Here is a 21,245-nt window from a genome sequence, read left to right as displayed (position 1 = left end):
ACCCATAAAAACAAAGCATTATGATTAAGACAGTAAACTTACAGAAGATTTTCAAGACCGAGGAAGTACAGACTCTGGCTTTGAACGACGTAAACATTGAAGTGAAAGAAGGGGAGTTTGTTGCTATCATGGGACCTTCAGGCTGCGGAAAATCCACTTTACTGAATATCCTCGGTCTGTTGGACAATCCTACATCCGGAGAATATTACTTGAATAGGACGGAAGTATCCAAATATACAGAAGCCCAACGTACCAACTTGCGTAAAGGAGTCATCGGCTTTGTATTCCAAAGTTTCAACCTGATTGATGAGCTGAATGTATACGAGAACATCGAACTGCCGCTACTCTACATGGGCATTCCTGCCACCGAACGCAAGCGCCGGGTGGAAACCGCTATGGAGCGTATGGCAATCATGCACCGCAGCAAGCACTTCCCGCAACAACTGTCCGGCGGACAACAGCAACGCGTGGCAATCGCCCGTGCAGTCGTATCAAACCCTAAACTGATACTTGCCGATGAGCCTACCGGTAACCTCGATTCAAAGAACGGAAAAGAGGTAATGGAACTACTGAATGAACTGAATAAGGAAGGCACTACGATTGTCATGGTGACACACTCACAACATGATGCCGGATTTGCCGGACGTATCATCAATCTGTTTGACGGGCAGGTAGTGACGGAAGCTAACTTATAATTCACGCTTCTCCCGATTTATATGCAGGTTGCAATGTTTTTTCCATTGTAATCTGCATGTTTTTTTGGAAATAGCTTTCCTTTTTTTTGTTTCTGTCGTCCGAAATGCCTAATATTGCTACCAATAAACTTTTTACTTCCACATTTTAAATAACAGAAAATGAAAACATACACACCGTCCCCTTTGAACGCAGAAAATATCACTTTACCGGATAATTTGACAGAACTCACAGAAGCCATGGCACGCAATGTGCATGAAGTATGGGCTTTGGGAAGAGTGAAAGAAGGATGGAAATACGGAGAGACACGCAATGATGAATTAAAGACACATCCCGGACTTGTACCATACGAAGAGTTACCGGACTCAGAACGGGAATACGACCGGCAAACAGCCATACAGACACTGAAGCTGATTATGAAACTGGGATTCGACATACAGAAGAAACAATAATCCAATATCTATAGTACTATGAGGACGAGTGAGAACAAATATTATCCTATCCGGCACTGGTGGAAATTCGTTATTCCTGCCTTTATCATTCTCTTTCTGGTTGCAGCATTGATTGTGACATGCACTACATTCCAAAACCTTATTCAATTCTTTCCATCGCGTGGAATGACCTACCTGATGACACTCCATGCCATCATTTCCCTTAGCGTATGCATCTGTTTTTTTCTATGTATCAAGAGATTAATAGATGTATTCTCACTGAATCTGGAACAAGAAAGAAACATTCTTGCATCCTTGTACCAGGAAAAAGAAAAACGGGAGATTATCAATAACGATGAGAAAGAAATCAATAAACTGAAAGAGAATATCAGAAAAGAATTGAAACAAGAAACTGAAAAAAAGGAAACTGCCTAATGACAAAACGAATATGAATCTGCTAACAAGACTTTTTGCCCTTCATTTTGACCGCTCTTTTTCCGGAAAAGGATGGAGGCAGCTTGCTTGGCTTTTCGGAGTCATAGTAACTGTTTTCTTATTGATATATCTGGTAAGTTTTGCATTTATCTTTCCTGAGCCGTCTCTTGAAGAATGGACCGGTATTGATAAAGACGTACCTATGGGGCGTTTGCTTCAGTTGATTTGTCTGTTCATCGATCCGGGGAATATTGTGGAAGTACCACCTTATCTGCGTTGGTTCTCTCTATTGGTCGTAGTGCTGGGATTAATTTTGTTCTGCGGATTATTGATATCCGTAATCTCCAATATGCTGGAACGCAGAGTTGAGCGATATCGTGAAGGCGATATCGTTTACCCTTTGCAAAACCACATCGTCATTATCGGTTTTGACAACATGGTCCCCACTCTTATCCAGCAAATTTGCGATGACACACATTATGGGAATTGCCATATTCTGATTCAGAGTACCCAACCGGCACAAGAAATCCGTAGCAAAATCCATACGGAACTGGATGCCAAAAACGAAAAAAGAATTGTGGTGCTGCGTGCCCGGCGCGACTCTATCGAGGAGTTGGAAAAACTCTATACTACCAAAGCGCGCGAAGTATTCCTTATCGGAGAGAGAGACGAACATGACCATGACTCACTGAACATAGACTGCCTGAAAAAGATAGTTGACATTCATAAACGATGCAATAAATGTTCCCTCATACCATTCACCGTCCTTTTCGAATATCAGACTACTTTTGCCGCTTTCCAACTGACCGATTTGTCTGCCGAATGGAGAAAATATATAGAATTCCATCCCTTTAACTTCTACGAGGGCTGGGCCCAAAAGATATTGGTAAGCCGGCGATATGGAAAAGGGGAGAACTGTATTGAATATCCTCCTCTCGACCGTGAGGCAATAACCTACGAAAGCGAAAAACATGTTCATCTTGTTATCATCGGTATGAGCCGTATGGGAGTGGCAATAGGAGTGGAAGCTGCCCATCTGTTGCATTTTCCAAACTTCTGCCGGGACAAGAACATAAAAAGTGTCATTACCTTCATTGATGAAAATGCCGACCGGGAAATGAATTTCTTTTGTGGACGATACCGCCATTATTTCGAGATATCGTCTACCCATTATTACGACATGAGCAAGGACGAAAGGCACGAGAGATTTGTCCTTCCCACCCGTTTTAAAGGAAAAGATGCAGACTTTCTGGATGTGGAATTCGAATTTATCAAAGGCCGTGCGGAAACTCCTGCCATCCAGAATCTGATTAAAGAATGGGTACATGACTCAGGCCAGGTATTGACGATTGCCGTCTGCCTCAATTATCCTCCTCAAAGCATGGCAATGGGATTATATCTGCCGGACGATGTATATGATGAAAATATCCCAGTTTTTGTCCGTCAGGAAACCTCCAGTGCACTGCTCAATATGCTTAACAGTAAAAAGAAAGATGAAGCGATTCATAAATATTCCCATGTTTTTCCTTTTGGAATGCTGGACAACTGTTACGACCTGGACAAAAAAAGCCGGAGGGAGGGACAAATCATCAATTATATATACGATTTCAAGAATAAATATGGAAATGTGCCTCAATCATGCCCACCTGACAATGAGCTGAAAGACTCATGGAACAAACTGTCCGTATCCCTTCAGTGGTCCAACTTGTACAGTGCATATTCCATTGGTCCCAAGCTACGCTCCATAGGTATTACGGATGGTTACGTGAAACTGGACAACGACCAGATATCATTGCTTGCCGAAGTCGAACATAACCGTTGGAACATGGAGAAACTGCTGCTTGGCTTCCGTAAACCCACCGCCGAAGAAGAAGAGTTAATCTATGGCAGCAAGGAAATGGGAGATATCTTCAAAAAGAAACGCTTTGTGCATCCCGATATACGTCCGTATGATGAATTGAAGGAAAGCTCAAAAGCGTATGACAGATGTATCACAGCCGGCATTCCGTTAGTCATAAACAACAACACATGGAAAGTAACCAACACTATATTATGAAAACATACCATGTATTTATAGCCTCTTCGCTGAGTTTTCAGAAAGAAAGGGATTTAATGGAAAAAGTCCTGACGGAAAGAAACAACAGCGAACTCAATATTGTAGTGCACCGGCACGAAAAAAATGGAGACAACGATATAGCTAAAGGCGATACGCAGGAAATCATAAATTCAGAGATAAGGCAATGTGACGTCATCATCTTCTTCGCCGGAAACTGGATACGCTCCAAGACCATCGGAGAGTTTAATGTTGCCATCGAAAATGCATCCAACAAACATATCTATTTCTATCAGAATCCGACATTGGAATACACCCAAGAAGACTGGACAAACACTACTTTATGGAAAGACTTCTATGCGGAATACATGCAAAAGCACCTGGACGACGATACCGTTATCGAGCGGTATGAGAAGCAGTGCAATACGCTGGAGCAGCTAAGGGACGCGTTGGTCAAGGATCGTGAAAGTTTTCTCAATAATCCCTTTTGCGCAATCTCTTGCCATAAGATGGAGTATGATAAAATTATTCCCAACAGCCAAGCCAACCGTCGCAGAGGCAACCTGGACTACTATTTTATCCGTCCGGAAGTAGACAACAAACTTAAAGAGGAGTTTGACAGCACAAACAAGACAATCATCGTCACCGGTCAATCCACTTCGGGAAAGACTATTGCCGTTTGCCGAATGCTGAAAAAGCTCCCTCAGGAATATTATGTGGTCATTTTGAATGCCGATACGACCAAAGAACAGTTAGAACGGCTTTCTGTATCCCAATTCCAGCATGGCAAAAAGATTCTTCTACTGGACGATTTGCAGCTGTTGTTTTGGAAAGAAGAGAATGAAAAGCCGATACCCATTGACAGAGAATTACTTCGCAAGTTATCGGAAATCCTTCACATCGGCAATCCGGACTTCAAGGTTATTGCCACTACAAGCTATAGCTTCAAGGAAGTGAAATCCATGCTTACTTTCAATGAAATGGTTCCTCCGGCCATAGTCGAAGTGGGCATCAAACCTTTATCCTTCAAAAAAATAAATGAATATGCCCGCGAGCTTAGGACATACGGCTATCTTAAACTCCGACCCGAAGCCGGCATGACTATCGGTTCCTTGTTTTTCGACATAGACAGAATCAAGACCAGATATAACAACCAGTTCCAGAACAGCAATTTAAGCAACCTGCAGAAATCCATGCTTCGACAACTCTGCCACGCCATAAAATGTTTGTGGATGTGGAAAAAGAGAAGCCGCAATAAAATAGACCTATTGCTCGATTTCCTCAAATTCACCTATGAGAACAGTTACGAAAAGGCCGACAGAAGCACCATCTGTGAATTGGCAGGCAAAGTAGATGATTTGATTTATTATCAGGACATTGAAAAGGACACATTTGAAGTTGAAGACATCATAGTAACCCAGGTTTTCCAGTACTATAGCAGTGAACCGTCCGATGACCTACTGGCAACTGAAAAGAAAGCCATAAAGGGCATATTCCGCTATATCTACTACAAAGACAGACCGAACTTTTTCAAAAATACAACCAAGATCCTGCATCGGGTGAAAAACTGTTCGGTAAATGCCCCCGAACTCCAACAGTATATCATCAATGATGTTGTAAGCCGCATTTATAAAAACGAACAAACGCTATATACAAGTAAGGAACTGGGAACAAACCCGGAAGGCGTTTCCATTGATTGGGTGGACGCCTATATTGGCAATATAGCCAATTTTGCTCCTACCAATGCAGAGGCCATCCATATTTGGAAATTAACAAAAAAATATAATAGGAGAGAGCTGAATGTGCTGCGGTGGCTTTTGCCCAGACTGCAGACACAACAAGATAAGGACATTGTACACAAGGATTTGCTCAATGAACAAGGGCAAATGCAAGACAAGTATATAGAAAACTCGTATATTGAATTTCAGACAGAATTGGTACGGTTCCTCGACATGGACGAAGCCAAAGAAATATACCTCAACGCTTCCTTTATATACGAAGCTTCCCCAAGTGCCGATGATGACGACATAGATGATTTCTTCTCCGATTCTGCAGAGAGCGCCCATGGGCAGGAAAGCAACAATGAGACTTATCTGACAGAACTGAAAGAGAAAAGAATACGTAATTTCGCCAGGCAGCTTATGCATAAAGCACAGACTCTGGCTGACATACACGACATCAAGAACTTCTTGCAGAAGAATGATAAAGGGGTAGTTCCCCACGACGATGCAGTCTTTTTCTTCAACTTTATTGCTCCCTACACCTGGCTGGAAGTTTTCAAAAGATTCAGCCAGCCGGAAAAGCTGGTTGCATTCTTCAACGAACTGACAGAACTGTCTGTCGACAAAAAAGAGGATACCAGTATGTTCCTGAACAAGACCGAAGTGTTGAATGGAGCACTCGAAAACATACCGTCCTCTTATGCCTATGATTTATGGAACCGTATGGGGAATAACTGTGATGGCTACTCATTGAACTTTATGCTCCAAAAGGCTAAAAATTTTGAGCAAGCCAAAGGAATCTTCAACACTTTTATGGAAAGGTTGGAGCAGCAAGAAGAAGAAAACAAGACCAAACTGAAAGTGGGTGAAATCTACCTGAACGACTTATTGGATACGACCTCCACTTATAGCGGGATTAAGGAATGCGAGGAACTGTTCCATAAATACCATTTACTGGAAGCAGACCAGTCTTTACTGGATTACCCGAGCCAGCACACACAAGGTATCCTATACCAACGCATGACCCTAAAGGAAATCAAGGCACATATGAAGAGACATCGTCCCCAAAACGGCGATGAATCTCGAAATATAAGAACAATCGTACAATTCATTCTGAAAATATCAAATTATGAAGAGGCGTATCAGGCACTGTTCGGAGAAACTCCCGATTGTATTACTCCGGAAGAACAACAGATTTTGAATCATTCGCCCTACGTTGTCTCCGAAATGTTCAATAAGGTAAAGACTCCGGAAGAAGGAGGAGTCGCAAGGGATTTCTTCGAGAACCGGCTGGACAAGTCACTGCTCAATCATCCTGATGCCAATATCTTGAATATCATTATCAATAACCGGTTCATATATCCCTATTATGAACAAAAAGTGGACATGATAAAGCGGATGTCCGAAAAATACACCGTACAACAGAACAGTTATACACATAAACATTTACTCTATCACCTGACCAACCACACCCAAGGTTCACTTCCTCCGGAAGAAATACAACTGATTATAAATGAGGAAATAATGAAAAGTCTGGATGCGCCAAAGGATATATTGAAGCAAATGCTTATCCAGCGATACTATGCCGGAAGAGCACAAGACAACGTTCCGCAGCCTTTTCCCATTTATACATCGGAAGGGTGGAAAATTAAAGAAAGCACTATTCTGGAATATGTGTATTGTCTGCTGGACGTGGGCGTATATGATGGAGGAATTATCTTCTGTTGCATGAAGGCATTGCTCCGTCAGAATGATAAGGAAAACGCCCAACGGCTGCAAGAGCAAGCAATCAGTAAAAAGGTTTTTATCAATTACGATTCATATTGTATGTTGAAAAAGGTAGGAGCCGTCATTCCTAAACCCTACCTATTTGTCGAACATTATCCAATTATGAAGGACATATGCTATCAAATGCGGGAACGCGGCATGACCTTCGAAGAAGCCGAAAGCCGTATAAAAGAGATGGAAGATGATTTACATATTTCCATTGCACGCACACAAATCTACTGGAACAATGTCATCAGCCGCATGGCCAACAACAGAACAAACAAAAAACTGGTGCTTCAGAATACTCTGAAATTCATTGATGAACACCATGTGCCGATGAGTCCGGAAATATATTACTCCCTTTTACACACAATCACTTCCATTGAAGACTATACAAAAGTCAAAGGTTTATATAAAGGCGAATTGAATATAGGACATATCTTCGTACTTCTAAAGAAGATTCCAGAATTTACCAAATATAGAATTGCCGAATGGGCATTTGTCGCCTGCTTGCGTCAGGAGTTTGATGAATGGTATGACATTCTATGTTCCATCAGTGAGAAAGAGCAGGAGAAAAGAATTAAAATCATGTTACAGTCCGAGCGCTACAAGCAACTGCAAGTCATCACCCCAAAAGGGTATCTTAACCAGACTTTCTTGTTCTGGTGGACTATCCGCTACGCCGTCTCAGAGACTGAAGAGCAACGGAAGGCAGAATTGGATACCCTTGTCACAATGATACCCAAACCCTTTGTACCTCAGTATCCGAAAATGATAGAGAAGTTCTTTATACCTTATCCGCAAGACTTGCTTGAAATCATTCGAGAATATATAGGCCGGATTATTTCATCCGAGCCGCAATAGCCAGCAATACCCCGAGCACCACACCCAATATCGCTGCAAACAGCACCCGCATTTCTCCCGGCAGGAGGAATGTGATGGTGTGTGCCGGATACCAGAAGAAAGGAATTGTTTTCTTGAAGACAAAATTCCATTGTGCATCCCAATTCAGATGCGTAATGATGCGGGTCATCGGGATAGGAGTGAGGAGGCTGCGAGGCGAACCTCCACAATCCAGGATATGCGTATCCGTAATCTTATGGAATGTCATGAATACCGGAGCGAAAATGGTATTCATAGCAACTGAAATGGCGAGGGCTATCCATAATTTGTCCAGGCAGAATTCCCCGTTTATAATGGCGGCGGCATTTGCCATTCCCATATATTCCATGAATTGCGGTACACCCTTCGAGAAGATTATCATGGCCGCATTGATACCCATTCCCAGCAGTCCCCACACTACGGCACGCGGCAGTACGCCAAATCCTTTTCGGTTATAGACTCCGGCACTGATACGAAGTCCCAGCATCTCACCCAGTGTAGCAAGAATTCCAAATTTAATGAAACTCATCACCATGCCATGTGCAGCGTTGAAAGACTTATACCAATCGTAGATGGATTCACTCACAAAGAATGGCAGGAATATTATCACCAGAACAAAAACAAAGAGGAAGTCTTGTTTTTTCATACAAAAGTCATGTTTTTCATAAATAATGTGGCAAACATACTAAAATTATTCTAATTTAAAAGCAAATAAGTAAATAAAAGAAGTTTTACCAAACAGAACAAAGTGTTTCCCTTAACCGAACAGTGTGTTTCATTAAAGAGAACACTTCGTTTCCCTTAAAAGAACAGTTTGTTTCAAATAGAAAAACACTTTGTTTTCTATAGCTAAAACAAAGTGTTCAGCACTGTGAACTAACGAACTATCCCATTAGCTCCCTCAGAAGCCCATATCATAGTCTCGGCACAAAAAAAGTGGGATTCAGAGAAACCTCTGATCCCACTTCATCATAGTAAGCAACGGATAGTTATTTCTTATCCTTCATATATTCATCCGCTTTCTCCTTGGCACGTGCCACGCGCTTGGCTGTATCCGGATGAGAAGAGAACATCTTCTGGAACTTGGATTCCTTCGGTGCTTCCGCTGAAAGTTCAAGCAATTTGTTCAAAGCATTGTACATGGCATACGGATCGAGATTATTCTTGATGCAGAATTCAAAGCCGTAATCATCCGCTTCCGTCTCCTGCTTCTGGGAGTATTGAGCACCTGCCAATGCCTCGGCCATGGCACCCAGTTCAGAATCACTCAATTTGGATACCGTAGAACTTGCCGCACCGGCAGCATTCTTCACAGCCGAACGAAGGTAAGCATTCTTCATCGCATCTTTGGAATCCGTATGGATGACGTGACCTATCTCGTGGCCGACAACTGCCATCACTTCATCATCCGTCATGATGTCCATCAGTCCGGCACAGATGCGTACACTACCATCACCGCACGCAAAGGCATTCACATCTATTACTTCATAAACACCGAAGTTCACCTTCAAGCCGTCCACTTCCTTGATATTTCCGGTCAGCTTCTCCAGACGCTTGCCGTAATCCGTATCGGGCTTTGTCAGCGGATTGTGCGTATCCATCCATTCCATATATTCCTTGCTCATCGCTGCAATGTCAGCATCGGACAATGAAATGGCCTTGACGGCATCTGTACCGGCTTGGACAACTTTGGTCACATTGATTTTCTTTCCACCGATTTTGAACTGCGCATAGGCAGTGGTGGTACAACTCATTCCGCATACTACAGCAGTAATGATGAAGAAGTTCTTTTTCATGTACTTTACGATTTAATTTTAATCCTACTTCGCTTTGTCTATAAAAAAAACCGCCTAATCATTATTAAACGGTTTTCCGAATATCTGTTTAAATCAAGTTTACTTGATGATACCCAATTCCTTGAAACATTTAGTCAATTTTTCTACAGCATAATCCACTTGTTCGACCGTATGGGTAGCCATCAACGCTACACGCACCAGTGTATCTTGTGGAGCACATGCAGGTGGAATAACGGGGTTGATGAAGATACCCTCGTCAAAAGCCAGCTTCGTTACTATAAATGTCTTCTCTGTATCACGCACATAGAGAGGAATGATAGGAGATTCTGTCTCACCGATTTCGAAGCCTGCATCGCGGAACTTCTTCAAGGCATAGTTAGTGATGTCCCACAGACGTTGGATGCGTTCAGGTTCGGACTTGATGATGTGAAGCGCCTCGCGGGCTGCAGCCGTAGCAGCAGGTGTGCTACTTGCCTGGAATATATAGGAACGGGCATTGTGGCGCAGCCAATTGATTACCGCCTTGTCTCCAGCAACAAAACCACCGATAGAAGCCAATGACTTGCTGAATGTACCCATAATCAGGTCTACATCTTCGGTAACACCGAAATGGTCGCACACACCACGGCCTTGTTTTCCGAATACACCCAAGCCGTGAGCTTCGTCCACGTAAATGCTGGCATTGTATTTCTTCTTCAGGCGGACAATTTCGGGCAGATTGGCCAAGTCACCTTCCATGGAAAATACTCCATCCACAACAATCAGCTTTACAGCATCCGGTTCGCATTTCTGGAGTTCTTTTTCCAAAGCCTCCATATCGTTATGCTTGTACTTCAACTGAGTGGCAAATGCAAGACGGCGGCCGTCTACAATGGAAGCGTGGTCACGGTCATCACAAATGATATAATCCCCACGGCCCACAACAGCAGGAATAATACCTTCGTTTACAGTAAATCCGGTAGAAAAACAGAGTGCTTCATCTTTTCCTACGAATTCAGCCAATTCCTTCTCCAGTTCAACATGTATATCGAGTGTTCCGTTCAGAAAGCGGGAACCTGCACAGCCGGTGCCATATTTTTCTGTGGCAGCTATCGAGGCATCAATGATACGCTTGTCATATGTCAGTCCCATATATGCATTAGAGCCGAACATCAGAACCTTTTTACCATCCATCATTACCTCTGTATCCTGATGGCTGTTAATTGTGCGGAAATAAGGATATACGCCTTTTGCCATAAACTGTTGCGGCAGGTCGTATTTCGCAAATTTGTCTTGTAGTAAACCCATGAAATATCTTTTATATAATGAATATTTAATTCTATTAAATACAAGTCTTAAAAAACAGGGGGCAAAGATAGCAAAATATGTCGGTATATGTTCTATTTACATTAAAAAAACTACTTATACTTATTTTAAAAAGAATTATGTGGTTAATTTTTCAGATATTTATATTACTTTTGCCAGTTGGAAAACCTGCATAGCAACAACCCTTGCATGAACGAAAACAAGAAGAAAATAGCATTTATCATAAACCCCATATCCGGCACTCAGAGTAAGGAGCAGATACTGAAGTGGCTCGATGAAAAGCTGGATAAGGAAAGGTATGCACAAGAAGTGATTTATACCGAACGGGCAGGCCATGCCGTAGAGATAGCGGCACAGAAGGCACAAGAAGATGCACATGCCGTCATCGCCATAGGAGGAGACGGCACCATCAATGAGATAGCCCGCTCACTGGTACATACAAAAACCGCTTTGGGCATCATTCCCTGCGGTTCCGGCAACGGACTTGCCCGCCATCTGCAGATTCCGATGGAGCCGAAAAAGGCCATCGACATCATCAATGACGGACTGATAGACATCATTGACTACGGAAAAATCAACGATGTGCCTTTCTTCTGCACCTGCGGCGTGGGATTCGACGCATTTGTAAGCCTGCAATTCTCCAAGGCGGGAAGGAGAGGACCACTCACTTATCTGGAAAAGACTCTGCTCGAAAGCCTGAAGTACCGTCCGGAAACCTATGAACTGGAAATGGACGGCAGCACCCTGCGATACAAGGCGTTCCTGATAGCCTGCGGAAACGCATCGCAATATGGAAACAATGCGTATATTGCCCCACAAGCCACCTTGAACGACGGACTGCTGGACGTCACCATACTCGAGCCGTTCACTGTGCTCGATGTACCGTCGCTCTCTTTCCAGCTCTTCAACAAGACCATTGACCAGAACAGCCGGATTAAGACGTTCCGTTGCCAGACACTCCGTATTCACCGTTCTAAACCAGGGGTAGTCCACTTTGACGGCGACCCGATGATGATGGGAGAGAATGTAGATGTAAAGATTATGAAGAAAGGACTGCAGGTCATTGTTCCCCGGGATGCGGAAAAAGACACTTCGAATGTCTTGCAGCGGGCACAAGACTATATCAACGGACTGAAACAAATTAATGATGCTTTTGTGGAAGACATCGCCCATAAAAACAAGATGATACTGGATAAAGGCAAAAGGCAATTCAAGAAACTGACAAAAATGTAATGTTGTAAAAAAGGTACTAAAGGAGTTTCTGAAAATAACTTTCCCCTTTTGATGCGCCATATAATATGTTTTATGTATTTTTGCATGTTCAAAATAGTAAATAAGTAAATCGTCAAACAGTAAATAAAAAGATGTATAGATCACACACCTGCGGAGAACTCCGTATCTCCGATGTTAACAAGCAAGTGACGCTGGCAGGTTGGGTACAGCGCAGCCGTAAGATGGGAGGCATGACTTTCATTGACCTCCGCGACCGTTACGGAATTACCCAATTAGTGTTCAACGAAGAGGTGAATGCCGAACTTTGCGAGCGTGCCAACCGCTTGGGCCGTGAATTCGTAATCCAGGTTAAGGGTACCGTCAACGAACGTTTCAGTAAAAACCAGCATATCCCGACGGGAGACATTGAAATCATCGTATCGGAACTGGATGTTCTGAACTCATCGCTGACCCCTCCCTTCACCATCGAGGAAAATACGGACGGTGGCGACGATATCCGCATGAAGTACCGTTATCTAGACCTGCGCCGTGCCAATGTACGCAGCAATCTGGAGCTTCGCCATAAAATGACAATTGAAGTACGCAAATACCTGGACAGCCAGGGATTCATCGAAGTGGAAACTCCGATTCTGGTAGGCTCCACACCCGAAGGTGCACGCGATTTCGTCGTTCCTTCACGCATGAACCCGGGACAATTCTATGCCTTGCCTCAAAGCCCGCAGACACTGAAACAGTTGTTGATGGTTTCCGGTTTCGACCGTTACTTCCAGATAGCCAAATGCTTCCGTGACGAAGACCTGCGTGCTGACCGCCAGCCGGAATTCACACAGATTGACTGCGAAATGTCTTTTGTGGAGCAGGATGACGTCATCAACCTCTTCGAAGGCATGGCCAAATATCTGTTCAAGGAAATCCGTGGCGTAGAGATGAACGAGCCGTTCATGCGCATGCCATGGGCAGACGCCATGAAATATTACGGCAGCGACAAGCCCGACCTCCGTTTCGGCATGAAGTTCGTGGAACTGATGGACATCATGAAGGGACACGGATTCCCGGTATTCGACAATGCCGCCTACATCGGCGGTATCTGCGCAGAAGGCGCCGCACACTATACACGCAAACAGCTGGATGCACTGACCGAATTCGTGAAAAGACCGCAAATCGGTGCCAAAGGTATGGTATACGCGCGCGTAGAGGCAGACGGCAACGTAAAATCAAGTGTCGACAAGTTCTATGCGCAGGAAGTATTGCAGGAAATGAAGGCTGCTTTCAACGCCAAGCCGGGTGACCTGATTCTGATTCTGAGCGGTGACGACGCCATGAAGACCCGCAAGCAACTGAACGAGTTGCGCCTTGAAATGGGTAACCAACTGGGATTGCGCGACAAGAACAAGTTCGTCTGCCTTTGGGTGGTTGACTTCCCGATGTTTGAGTGGAGCGATGAAGAAGGCCGCCTGATGGCTATGCACCACCCGTTCACCCATCCGAAAGACGAAGATATTCCTTTGCTGGATACAGACCCGGCAGCTGTCCGTGCCGATGCATACGACATGGTGTGCAACGGTATTGAAGTGGGTGGAGGTTCCATCCGTATCCACGATGCACAGTTGCAGGCCAAAATGTTCGAGATTCTCGGATTCACTCCCGAGAAGGCTCAGGAGCAGTTCGGCTTCCTGATGAATGCCTTCAAATACGGTGCACCTCCTCACGGTGGTCTGGCATACGGTCTGGACCGTTGGGTCAGCATCTTCGCAGGTCTCGACAGTATCCGCGACTGCATTGCATTCCCCAAAAACAACAGTGGACGCGATGTAATGCTGGATGCACCTTCGGCTATTGACCAGAAGCAGCTGGACGAACTGAATCTGACTGTTGAAGTGAAAGAGTAAAAGCAGATACAGAGTAGGAGAGTGAAAGAGTCTGCACGCATTTTTCGTTTTGCGGTAATCGGCACGCTGAATGCCTTGATTATGGCTGTTACCGTTTGGGTAATGATGGACGAACTGGACATCAACTATATGCTCTCCAATGTAACCGCATATATACTTGCACAGATACACAACTTCATCTGGTGCAAGTATTGGATATTCCCTACAGAAAAAAAGAGCAACACTTGGCGACAAGTGCTGCTCTTTTCTATAGCTTTCGGAATGGCTTACGGAGCGCAATTCCTTTTCCTCATAGGGCTGGTGGAGGGACTGGACTGCAACGAATACCTTGCCCAGTTCCTGGGATTATTCATCTACGGAAGTGTCAATTTCCTGATGAACAAACGGGTGACATTCCGTTAGTTCTCCCCCAGAGATCCCCGTCGTTATCAGTCAAGAAATCGTTTTGTCAATCCGGCATAGGCATCAATTCTGCGGTCGCGCAGGAAAGGCCACCAACGGCGTACATTTTCCGAACGTTCCAAGTCCACCTCTACAACGATATTTTCCGGCCGTTCGTTTCCTGCTTGGGCCAGGAACTCGCCTTGCGGTCCGGCCACAAAACTATTTCCCCAAAACAAGATACCATTGGTCTGCATGGAAGGATCCGGCTCATGTCCCACACGGTTCACTGAAACAACCGGCAAGCCGTTGGCCACAGCATGTCCACGCTGGGAAATAATCCAAGCATTGAGCTGACGCGCCTTTTCATCATCCGTATCACTGCTTTCCCAACCGATAGCCGTAGGATATATCAGTATTTCAGCTCCCTTCAGCGCCATCAGACGTGCTGCTTCCGGATACCATTGGTCCCAGCACACCAAAACTCCCAATTTGCCCAAAGATGTCTGAATAGGTTCGAAGCCTATATCACCGGGAGTAAAATAGAATTTCTCATAATAGGCGGGGTCATCAGGAATATGCATCTTCCGGTATTTCCCGGCAATGCTGCCGTCACGTTCAAAAACAACCGCTGTGTTATGATACAATCCGGGAGCGCGTTTCTCGAACAGAGAAGTGACCAGCACAATATCGTTGGCAGCAGCCAACTCTGAATAGAATCCCGTAGAAGGACCGGGAATCGGTTCTGCCAAGTCGAACAACTGCGTGTTTTCCGTCTGACAGAAATACAGAGAGTTATGCAGCTCCTGCAAAACAACCAATTGAGCCCCATGCGCCGCACATGCCTCTATACTTTTGGCCAAATTCATTAAATTAGTCCTGAGGTCCTTGGTATTGGCCTGCTGGATAATACCTACTTTTATTTTTCTTGTCATCTTATTCTATGGTTTATTGTTTTACTATGTATAATCGACATTACTTCAACACCCCTACGGGATATTGCATGGTAACACAATGCAAAGAGCCGTGTTGCTTAATCAAAGCACGGCAATCTATCCCGATAATTTCATAACCGGGAAAAGCCTCCCGCAACACTTCCCCCGCGCGGGCATCATTCTCCGGCTGGCGATAGGTGGGGTAAAGCACTGCATCATTCAGAATCAAGAAATTAGCGTAAGTGGCAGGAAGCCGTTCCCCTTCCTCTTCTATCTTATCGGCCATGGGCAAAGCCAGCAAACGGTAAGGTTCCCCCTTCAACGTACGGAAAGTCTTCAGTTGCTCCTCCATGCGATGCAGTTCTTCGTAATGCTCATCATCCGCATCCTTGCATTGTACATAGGCTATCGTGTCGGCAGGGCAGAAACGGGCCAGCGTGTCTATATGACTGTCCGTATCGTCACCTGCCAAATAACCGTGGTCCAGCCAAAGAACACGTTGCAGGTGAAAAACGGAACGAAGATATTCCTCAATTTCCACCCGGTTCATCTGTCCGTTCCGGTTAGGCGAAAGCAGGCATTCGGAGGTGGTGAGCAACGTACCCATGCCGTCACTTTCGATGGAACCGCCTTCAAGGACAAACCCCAAGCGATTTACATACTTTCCTTTCATCACTTCCGACTCCACCGCACGACGCGTAATCAAATTATCCTTATCGGATGCAAACTTCAATCCCCACCCGTTGAACTTAAAGTCGAGCAGAGATACACCGTCAGCATCCAGTAGGGTGATGGCTCCATGGTCGCGTGCCCAAGTATCATTCGTCTCACACTTCAGGAAACGGACATTTTCCATATTCACCCTGCCGAGAATCTGTTTCTTCACCTCATCCGGTTCTGGGGTTACAATCAGCAATGTCTCCCGGGCGGCTATTTCGTGGGCAATGGCTACAAAACATTCCTGCACTTCGTCCAACATATAGGTCCAGTCTGTACCCGCATGGGGCCATGTAAGCTGTATGCCGCTTTGCAAAGCCCATTCGGCAGGCAAGTGGGGAGCACGTGTCTCTACCTGAAAAGTCATATTCTTGCCAAAACGCACCTGACAGTCCTTCTCTGCGGCACCACCCAGCGGCAGTCCTACAAAATATCCCATATTATTTATCTTTTCTAATTCGTTACTTTTTAAGTTAGCAGAGAGAGGGAGAATAAACCTTAGGTTTAGAATTGCCAAACCTCTACTTCAGACTTCTAAACCTCTACTCTATGATTGTAAACCTCTACTCGTCAATTATCACTTATCTTCCTTCGGTTTCCGGTCGAAGAATGGATTCTTGGAGGATGCACTCACCGGAATGGCAAAGACAGTCTTGCATCCTTTCAGCCAATCCAAACGCTGAGCGGCAAGTCCGGCAGAAAACATGACACGGGTATCCACCCTCAAATCGGCAGCCATGGCACAAGCCGAACCTACAGCTATCCCTACATCCACCGTATTCAAAGCACAAGGTACTCCCTCCGGACGACCGGCACAAGTGGGAAAACCGCAGTGTCCGCAATTCAAACTTTGCGTCTGCTCGCGCGTACCTATTATAATTACACATTCAGCCTGCAAAATGTTGTCCGCATCACGGAGAAAGAACTTCATACCGTGCTCTTCAACCATAGCGACCATCTTTTCAGACAGCTTCTTAATGTCTTCACCCGTAACCAGCGCAGCTTCAATCACATCAATACCTTTTCCTTTCGGTGCCGTGCGCGCAGCAGTCAGCATTTGCCTTGCCACGTCAAGCACATGTTCGTGGCGGCAATCCCGTTCATTCTGTATCATAGTCTTTCTTTCCTGAATTAATTAGTGCGTCAAAGATAGCACAAATATTTTTTTGCACTATCTTTGCAGAACAGAAAGATTAAAGGAACACCATGCTGCAAATAGAAAATGCCAGTATCGCCTACGGCAACGATATACTTTTCTCGGGTTTCAACCTGCAATTGGAAAGGGGAGAGATAGCCAGTATCTCCGGCCCTTCGGGATGCGGAAAGTCGTCACTGCTGAATGCCATACTTGGATTTACTCCGTTAAAAGAAGGACGCATCGTCTTGAACGGCATTCTGCTGGATAAAGGAAACGTCGACGTTGTCCGTAAGCAGACTGCATGGATTCCACAAGAACTGGCATTGCCGCTGGAATGGGTAAAGGACATGGTACAATTGCCCTTCGGTTTAAAGGCAAACCGGGGTACACCCTTTTCTGAAACCCGTTTATTTGCATGTTTCGAGGATTTGGGTCTGGAACAAGAGTTATATTACAAACGGGTGAACGAAATATCCGGAGGCCAACGCCAACGGATGATGATAGCCGTAGCCTCAATGATTGGCAAACCACTGACCATTGTCGATGAACCGACTTCCGCTCTCGACTCCGGTTCCGCGGAAAAAGTACTCTCTTTCTTCCGCAGGCAGACAGAAAATGGAAGTGCCATACTGACCGTATCCCATGACAAAAGATTCGCCAACGGATGTGACCGACATATAATCATGAAATAACATACACACTATTGGGAACCATAGATATATCATACCTCAGCCTGGGCATCGGATTATTGCTATTATTAATACCGCTGTTTTACATCTGGAAGTTCAAGACCGGACTGTTGCGCGCTACTGTGATAGGTACGGCACGCATGATTGTCCAGTTGTTCTTCATCGGCATATACTTGAACTACCTCTTTTTATGGGATAACCCGTGGATAAACTTTCTATGGGTAATTGTCATGATATTTGTAGCATCGCAGACGGCATTGGCACGAACGCAATTGAAGAGGAAGATTCTGCTCCTGCCCATATCCGCAGGTTTCTTATGCAGTGTAGTATGTGTAGGCTTGTACTTTATCGGAATAGTACTGAGAGTGGAAAACGTATTCAGCGCCCGGTATTTCATCCCTATTTTCGGCATACTGATGGGCAACATGCTATCCAGTAACGTCATAGCCCTCAACACCTATTATAGTGGACTGAAACGGGAACAACAGCTTTACCGGTATCTTCTCGGCAATGGTGCTACAAAAGCGGAAGCACAGGCACCTTTCATCCGCCAAGCCATCATCAAATCCTTCAGTCCGCTGATTGCCAATATATCCGTGATGGGGCTGGTTGCTTTTCCGGGAACCATGATTGGCCAGATATTGGGTGGCAGCAGCCCGAATGTGGCCATCAAATATCAGATGATGATTATGGTCATCACCTTTACCGCCTCCATGCTGTCACTGATGATTACAATCTCCCTGGCTTCCCGCAAGTCATTCGACGCCTACGGCAAGCTACTGCCGGTGATGGTGGAGAAGAAGGAGCAGAAATAAATTCAACGATGGGATAACTCTAAAAATACCTTAGCCCTACACACTATATAAATGATTCATGCTATCTTTATGACTCAATTATCAATCATACCGTATGAATCATATCCGACTTACCGGTTGAACCAGGTACCTGATAACAATGAGTCCCCATGACATTCTATAAAGAAAGTAAAACAGAATTATTGGATTCTAACTCCCAATAACTCCATTAAACAAAAAAGCCGTGAGTCTACAAGACTTTTTTTAACCGGAATTCTTTTTAATCCATTGCTTTTTCGTATATTTGCAACCAAATTTTCTGTTCACAATGAAAATTAAGGAATTAGTAAGCGCCCTTGAACGGTTCGCGCCTCTGCCATTGCAAGACGGATTTGACAATGCCGGCCTGCAAATCGGATTGACAGATGCGGAAGCAACAGGGGCTTTGTTGTGTCTTGACGTTACTGAAGTTGTACTGGATGAAGCCATTGCATTGGGATATAATGTGGTTATATCACATCACCCTCTCATTTTCAAAGGGTATAAATCCATCACGGGCAAGGATTATGTGGAACGTTGTATCTTGAAAGCCATCAAGAATGACATCGTTGTTTATGCTGCGCACACTAACCTGGATAATGCACCGGGAGGAGTGAACTTCAAGATTGCCGAGAAAATCGGTTTGAAGAATGTCCGTATCCTGGAAGCCAAGGAAAATGCGCTGGTAAAGCTGACTACATTTGTACCGACCGCCCAAGCGGAAGACGTGAGGAAAGCCTTGTTCGACGCTGGATGCGGCAATATCGGCAACTATGATTTGTGCAGTTATAACATGGAAGGCGAGGGGACATTCCGAGCCCGGGAAGGTGCCACCCCATACTGTGGAGCGATAGGGGAGCTGCATACCGAACGTGAAGTACGTATTGAGACAATCATACCCGCCTACAAAAAAGCGGCAACTGTCAAGGCACTGCTTGCGGCACATCCATATGAAGAACCGGTCTATGATATTTATCCCTTGCAAAACTCATGGCCACAAGCCGGAGCCGGTGTCATTGGCGAATTGGAAGTACCGGAGACAGAACTTGAATTCCTGAAACGGATAAAGAAAACCTTCGAAGTAGGGTGTCTCAGACATAACAAACTCCTCGGGCGGGAAATACAGACTGTTGCATTATGTGGCGGCGCCGGCGCTTTCCTAATGCCGCTTGCCATCCGCAACCGTGCAGATGTCTTTATCACCGGCGAGATAAAATACCATGACTATTTCGGACATGATACCGATATATTATTGGCTGAAATAGGGCATTATGAAAGTGAGCAATATACGAAAGAAATATTTTATACAATAATCCGGGATTTGTTTCCTCATTTTGAGGTTCAGATGACCAAAGTGAATACAAACCCCATAAAATACATGTAAGTAAAATGGCTAAAGAAGCAAAAAAAGATCCTCAGGAATTAACCGTAGAACAGAAGTTGAAAGCTTTGTTCCAATTGCAGACAATGCTGTCCAAAATCGATGAAATCAAGACGTTGAGAGGTGAACTTCCACTGGAAGTACAGGACTTGGAAGACGAAATAGCCGGTCTGAGTACCCGTATAGACAGAATCAAGGCAGAAGTTGCCGAGTTGAAATCCTCCATTGCAGGAAAGAAAGTTGAAATTGAAACCGCAAAGGCTTCTGTAGCTAAATATAAAGACCAGCAGGACAACGTACGCAACAACCGCGAATATGACTTCTTAAGCAAGGAAATCGAATTCCAGACATTGGAAATCGAACTCTGCGAAAAGCGTATCAAGGAATTTGCCGCACAAGAGGAAGAAAAATCTCAGGAAGTAGCAGAAAGCACTGCTGCTCTGGAAGAAAGACAAAAAGACCTCGACGTAAAGAAGAGCGAACTGGACGAAATCATCTCCGAGACCAAGCAAGAGGAAGAGAAGCTGAGAGACAAAGCCAAAGAACTGGAAACAAAGATTGAACCCCGTCTGCTTCAGTCCTTCAAACGTATCCGTAAGAATTCACGCAATGGACTGGGTATTGTATACGTACAGCGTGATGCTTGCGGTGGTTGCTTCAACAAGATTCCGCCCCAGAGACAATTGGACATCCGCTCACGCAAGAAAATTATCGTTTGCGAATATTGTGGCCGTATCATGATTGACCCGGAATTAGCAGGTATAACTCCCGAACAGAAAGTGGAAGTTGTAAAGGAAAAGCCAGTAAGAGCCAAAAGAAAAATCGTACATATCGGCTCAGATAATTAAAAATAGAACATTTTCTATATATAAAACGGCAATAGTAAAGCACCTATTGCCGTTTTTTTGTTAAATAAGCTCATAAAAACCTGCTATTAGAGAAAAAAGAAGTAGTTTTGTTGCTTGA

At 44.6% G+C, this 21,245-nt stretch carries 18 protein-coding genes; 12 read left to right on the top strand and 6 right to left on the bottom strand.

Annotation, left to right across the window (positions count from 1 at the left end; translation table 11 throughout):
- The first annotated feature begins 20 nt into the window (after nt 1-20).
- From DWZ03_RS03825 to DWZ03_RS03805, 5 genes are all read left to right on the top strand, one after another.
- Nucleotides 21-695 (top strand): ABC transporter ATP-binding protein, encoded by a 675-nt coding sequence (locus DWZ03_RS03825; protein WP_117990467.1) that lies wholly within the window; start codon nt 21-23, stop codon nt 693-695.
- Between the two features lie 159 nt (nt 696-854).
- Entirely contained in the window at nt 855-1,145 is a 291-nt protein-coding gene (locus DWZ03_RS03820) for a RyR domain-containing protein (protein WP_117990468.1), read from the top strand.
- A gap of 18 nt (nt 1,146-1,163) precedes the next feature.
- The gene (locus tag DWZ03_RS03815; RefSeq protein WP_022402415.1) at nt 1,164-1,559 is read left to right on the top strand and encodes a hypothetical protein; all 396 of its coding nucleotides are present in this window, start codon (nt 1,164-1,166) and stop codon (nt 1,557-1,559) included.
- Nucleotides 1,560-1,572: 13 nt separating this feature from the next.
- Nucleotides 1,573-3,615, top strand: a complete 2,043-nt coding sequence (locus DWZ03_RS03810) for a hypothetical protein (RefSeq protein ID WP_120128896.1) — start codon at nt 1,573-1,575, stop codon at nt 3,613-3,615.
- Nucleotides 3,612-7,964, top strand: coding sequence for a hypothetical protein (locus DWZ03_RS03805; RefSeq protein ID WP_120129104.1), 4,353 nt, complete (start codon nt 3,612-3,614; stop codon nt 7,962-7,964). The genes DWZ03_RS03810 and DWZ03_RS03805 overlap by 4 nt, the downstream gene beginning before the upstream one ends.
- On the opposite strand, the gene DWZ03_RS03800 is transcribed toward DWZ03_RS03805, so the two are convergent.
- The 3 genes from DWZ03_RS03800 to spt form a co-directional block, all read right to left on the bottom strand.
- The gene (locus DWZ03_RS03800; protein ID WP_120128894.1) at nt 7,942-8,628 is read right to left on the bottom strand and encodes a hypothetical protein; all 687 of its coding nucleotides are present in this window, start codon (nt 8,626-8,628) and stop codon (nt 7,942-7,944) included. The genes DWZ03_RS03805 and DWZ03_RS03800 overlap by 23 nt on opposite strands.
- Nucleotides 8,629-8,971: 343 nt before the next feature.
- Entirely contained in the window at nt 8,972-9,778 is an 807-nt protein-coding gene (locus DWZ03_RS03795; protein WP_009038390.1) for a M48 family metallopeptidase, read from the bottom strand.
- Between the two features lie 99 nt (nt 9,779-9,877).
- On the bottom strand, nt 9,878-11,065 hold the full coding sequence (spt, locus tag DWZ03_RS03790; protein WP_005837169.1) for a serine palmitoyltransferase: 1,188 nt from the start codon (nt 11,063-11,065) through the stop codon (nt 9,878-9,880).
- A gap of 207 nt (nt 11,066-11,272) precedes the next feature.
- Here spt and DWZ03_RS03780 point away from each other — a divergent pair, with 207 nt between their 5' ends.
- From DWZ03_RS03780 to DWZ03_RS03770, 3 genes are all read left to right on the top strand, one after another.
- Nucleotides 11,273-12,316, top strand: a complete 1,044-nt coding sequence (locus DWZ03_RS03780; RefSeq protein WP_005827827.1) for a diacylglycerol/lipid kinase family protein — start codon at nt 11,273-11,275, stop codon at nt 12,314-12,316.
- 131 nt (nt 12,317-12,447) lie between these two features.
- A complete protein-coding gene (aspS, locus tag DWZ03_RS03775) occupies nt 12,448-14,205 on the top strand; it encodes an aspartate--tRNA ligase (RefSeq protein ID WP_009038388.1) in 1,758 nt (585 codons plus the stop codon).
- Between the two features lie 21 nt (nt 14,206-14,226).
- On the top strand, nt 14,227-14,607 hold the full coding sequence (locus DWZ03_RS03770; RefSeq protein WP_005827823.1) for a GtrA family protein: 381 nt from the start codon (nt 14,227-14,229) through the stop codon (nt 14,605-14,607).
- A 26-nt stretch (nt 14,608-14,633) separates the two neighbouring features.
- On the opposite strand, the gene DWZ03_RS03765 is transcribed toward DWZ03_RS03770, so the two are convergent.
- The 3 genes from DWZ03_RS03765 to DWZ03_RS03755 all read right to left on the bottom strand — a co-directional run bounded on the left by DWZ03_RS03765 (nt 14,634) and on the right by DWZ03_RS03755 (nt 17,352).
- Entirely contained in the window at nt 14,634-15,521 is an 888-nt protein-coding gene (locus DWZ03_RS03765; RefSeq protein WP_005827821.1) for a carbon-nitrogen hydrolase, read from the bottom strand.
- Between the two features lie 40 nt (nt 15,522-15,561).
- Complete coding sequence (locus tag DWZ03_RS03760; protein WP_005837171.1) at nt 15,562-16,677, bottom strand: agmatine deiminase family protein; 1,116 nt, start codon at nt 16,675-16,677, stop codon at nt 15,562-15,564.
- Nucleotides 16,678-16,815: 138 nt separating this feature from the next.
- The gene (locus tag DWZ03_RS03755) at nt 16,816-17,352 is read right to left on the bottom strand and encodes a ferredoxin domain-containing protein (RefSeq protein ID WP_009038385.1); all 537 of its coding nucleotides are present in this window, start codon (nt 17,350-17,352) and stop codon (nt 16,816-16,818) included.
- A 92-nt stretch (nt 17,353-17,444) separates the two neighbouring features.
- On the opposite strand from DWZ03_RS03755, the gene DWZ03_RS03750 reads away from it, so the two are divergent.
- The 4 genes from DWZ03_RS03750 to DWZ03_RS03735 all read left to right on the top strand — a co-directional run bounded on the left by DWZ03_RS03750 (nt 17,445) and on the right by DWZ03_RS03735 (nt 21,127).
- Nucleotides 17,445-18,068, top strand: a complete 624-nt coding sequence (locus DWZ03_RS03750) for an ATP-binding cassette domain-containing protein (RefSeq protein WP_005827815.1) — start codon at nt 17,445-17,447, stop codon at nt 18,066-18,068.
- Between the two features lie 11 nt (nt 18,069-18,079).
- Nucleotides 18,080-18,880, top strand: coding sequence for an ABC transporter permease (locus DWZ03_RS03745; protein ID WP_120128892.1), 801 nt, complete (start codon nt 18,080-18,082; stop codon nt 18,878-18,880).
- 307 nt (nt 18,881-19,187) lie between these two features.
- A complete protein-coding gene (locus DWZ03_RS03740) occupies nt 19,188-20,282 on the top strand; it encodes a Nif3-like dinuclear metal center hexameric protein (protein ID WP_044469177.1) in 1,095 nt (364 codons plus the stop codon).
- 5 nt (nt 20,283-20,287) lie between these two features.
- Nucleotides 20,288-21,127 carry a zinc ribbon domain-containing protein gene (locus DWZ03_RS03735; protein WP_005827804.1) on the top strand — a complete coding sequence of 280 codons (840 nt, stop codon included), beginning with the start codon at nt 20,288-20,290 and terminating at the stop codon, nt 21,125-21,127.
- Nucleotides 21,128-21,245 lie beyond the last annotated feature (118 nt).

The organism is Bacteroides sp. AF29-11, from assembly GCF_003602895.1.
Classification (GTDB): domain Bacteria; phylum Bacteroidota; class Bacteroidia; order Bacteroidales; family Bacteroidaceae; genus Bacteroides; species Bacteroides uniformis.
Note: the sequence above shows the minus strand (reverse complement) of the source record. Positions and strands in the feature narration are given on the sequence as shown.

Coding starts and splice junctions, on each gene's coding strand:
- DWZ03_RS03825 (WP_117990467.1), top strand. CDS start 21: ATGATTAAGACAGTAAACTTACAGAAGATTTTCAAGACCGAGGAAGTA.
- DWZ03_RS03820 (WP_117990468.1), top strand. CDS start 855: ATGAAAACATACACACCGTCCCCTTTGAACGCAGAAAATATCACTTTA.
- DWZ03_RS03815 (WP_022402415.1), top strand. CDS start 1,164: ATGAGGACGAGTGAGAACAAATATTATCCTATCCGGCACTGGTGGAAA.
- DWZ03_RS03810 (WP_120128896.1), top strand. CDS start 1,573: ATGAATCTGCTAACAAGACTTTTTGCCCTTCATTTTGACCGCTCTTTT.
- DWZ03_RS03805 (WP_120129104.1), top strand. CDS start 3,612: ATGAAAACATACCATGTATTTATAGCCTCTTCGCTGAGTTTTCAGAAA.
- DWZ03_RS03800 (WP_120128894.1), bottom strand. CDS start 8,628: ATGAAAAAACAAGACTTCCTCTTTGTTTTTGTTCTGGTGATAATATTC.
- DWZ03_RS03795 (WP_009038390.1), bottom strand. CDS start 9,778: ATGAAAAAGAACTTCTTCATCATTACTGCTGTAGTATGCGGAATGAGT.
- spt (WP_005837169.1), bottom strand. CDS start 11,065: ATGGGTTTACTACAAGACAAATTTGCGAAATACGACCTGCCGCAACAG.
- DWZ03_RS03780 (WP_005827827.1), top strand. CDS start 11,273: ATGAACGAAAACAAGAAGAAAATAGCATTTATCATAAACCCCATATCC.
- aspS (WP_009038388.1), top strand. CDS start 12,448: ATGTATAGATCACACACCTGCGGAGAACTCCGTATCTCCGATGTTAAC.
- DWZ03_RS03765 (WP_005827821.1), bottom strand. CDS start 15,521: ATGACAAGAAAAATAAAAGTAGGTATTATCCAGCAGGCCAATACCAAG.
- DWZ03_RS03760 (WP_005837171.1), bottom strand. CDS start 16,677: ATGGGATATTTTGTAGGACTGCCGCTGGGTGGTGCCGCAGAGAAGGAC.
- DWZ03_RS03755 (WP_009038385.1), bottom strand. CDS start 17,352: ATGATACAGAATGAACGGGATTGCCGCCACGAACATGTGCTTGACGTG.
- DWZ03_RS03750 (WP_005827815.1), top strand. CDS start 17,445: ATGCTGCAAATAGAAAATGCCAGTATCGCCTACGGCAACGATATACTT.
- DWZ03_RS03740 (WP_044469177.1), top strand. CDS start 19,188: ATGAAAATTAAGGAATTAGTAAGCGCCCTTGAACGGTTCGCGCCTCTG.
- DWZ03_RS03735 (WP_005827804.1), top strand. CDS start 20,288: ATGGCTAAAGAAGCAAAAAAAGATCCTCAGGAATTAACCGTAGAACAG.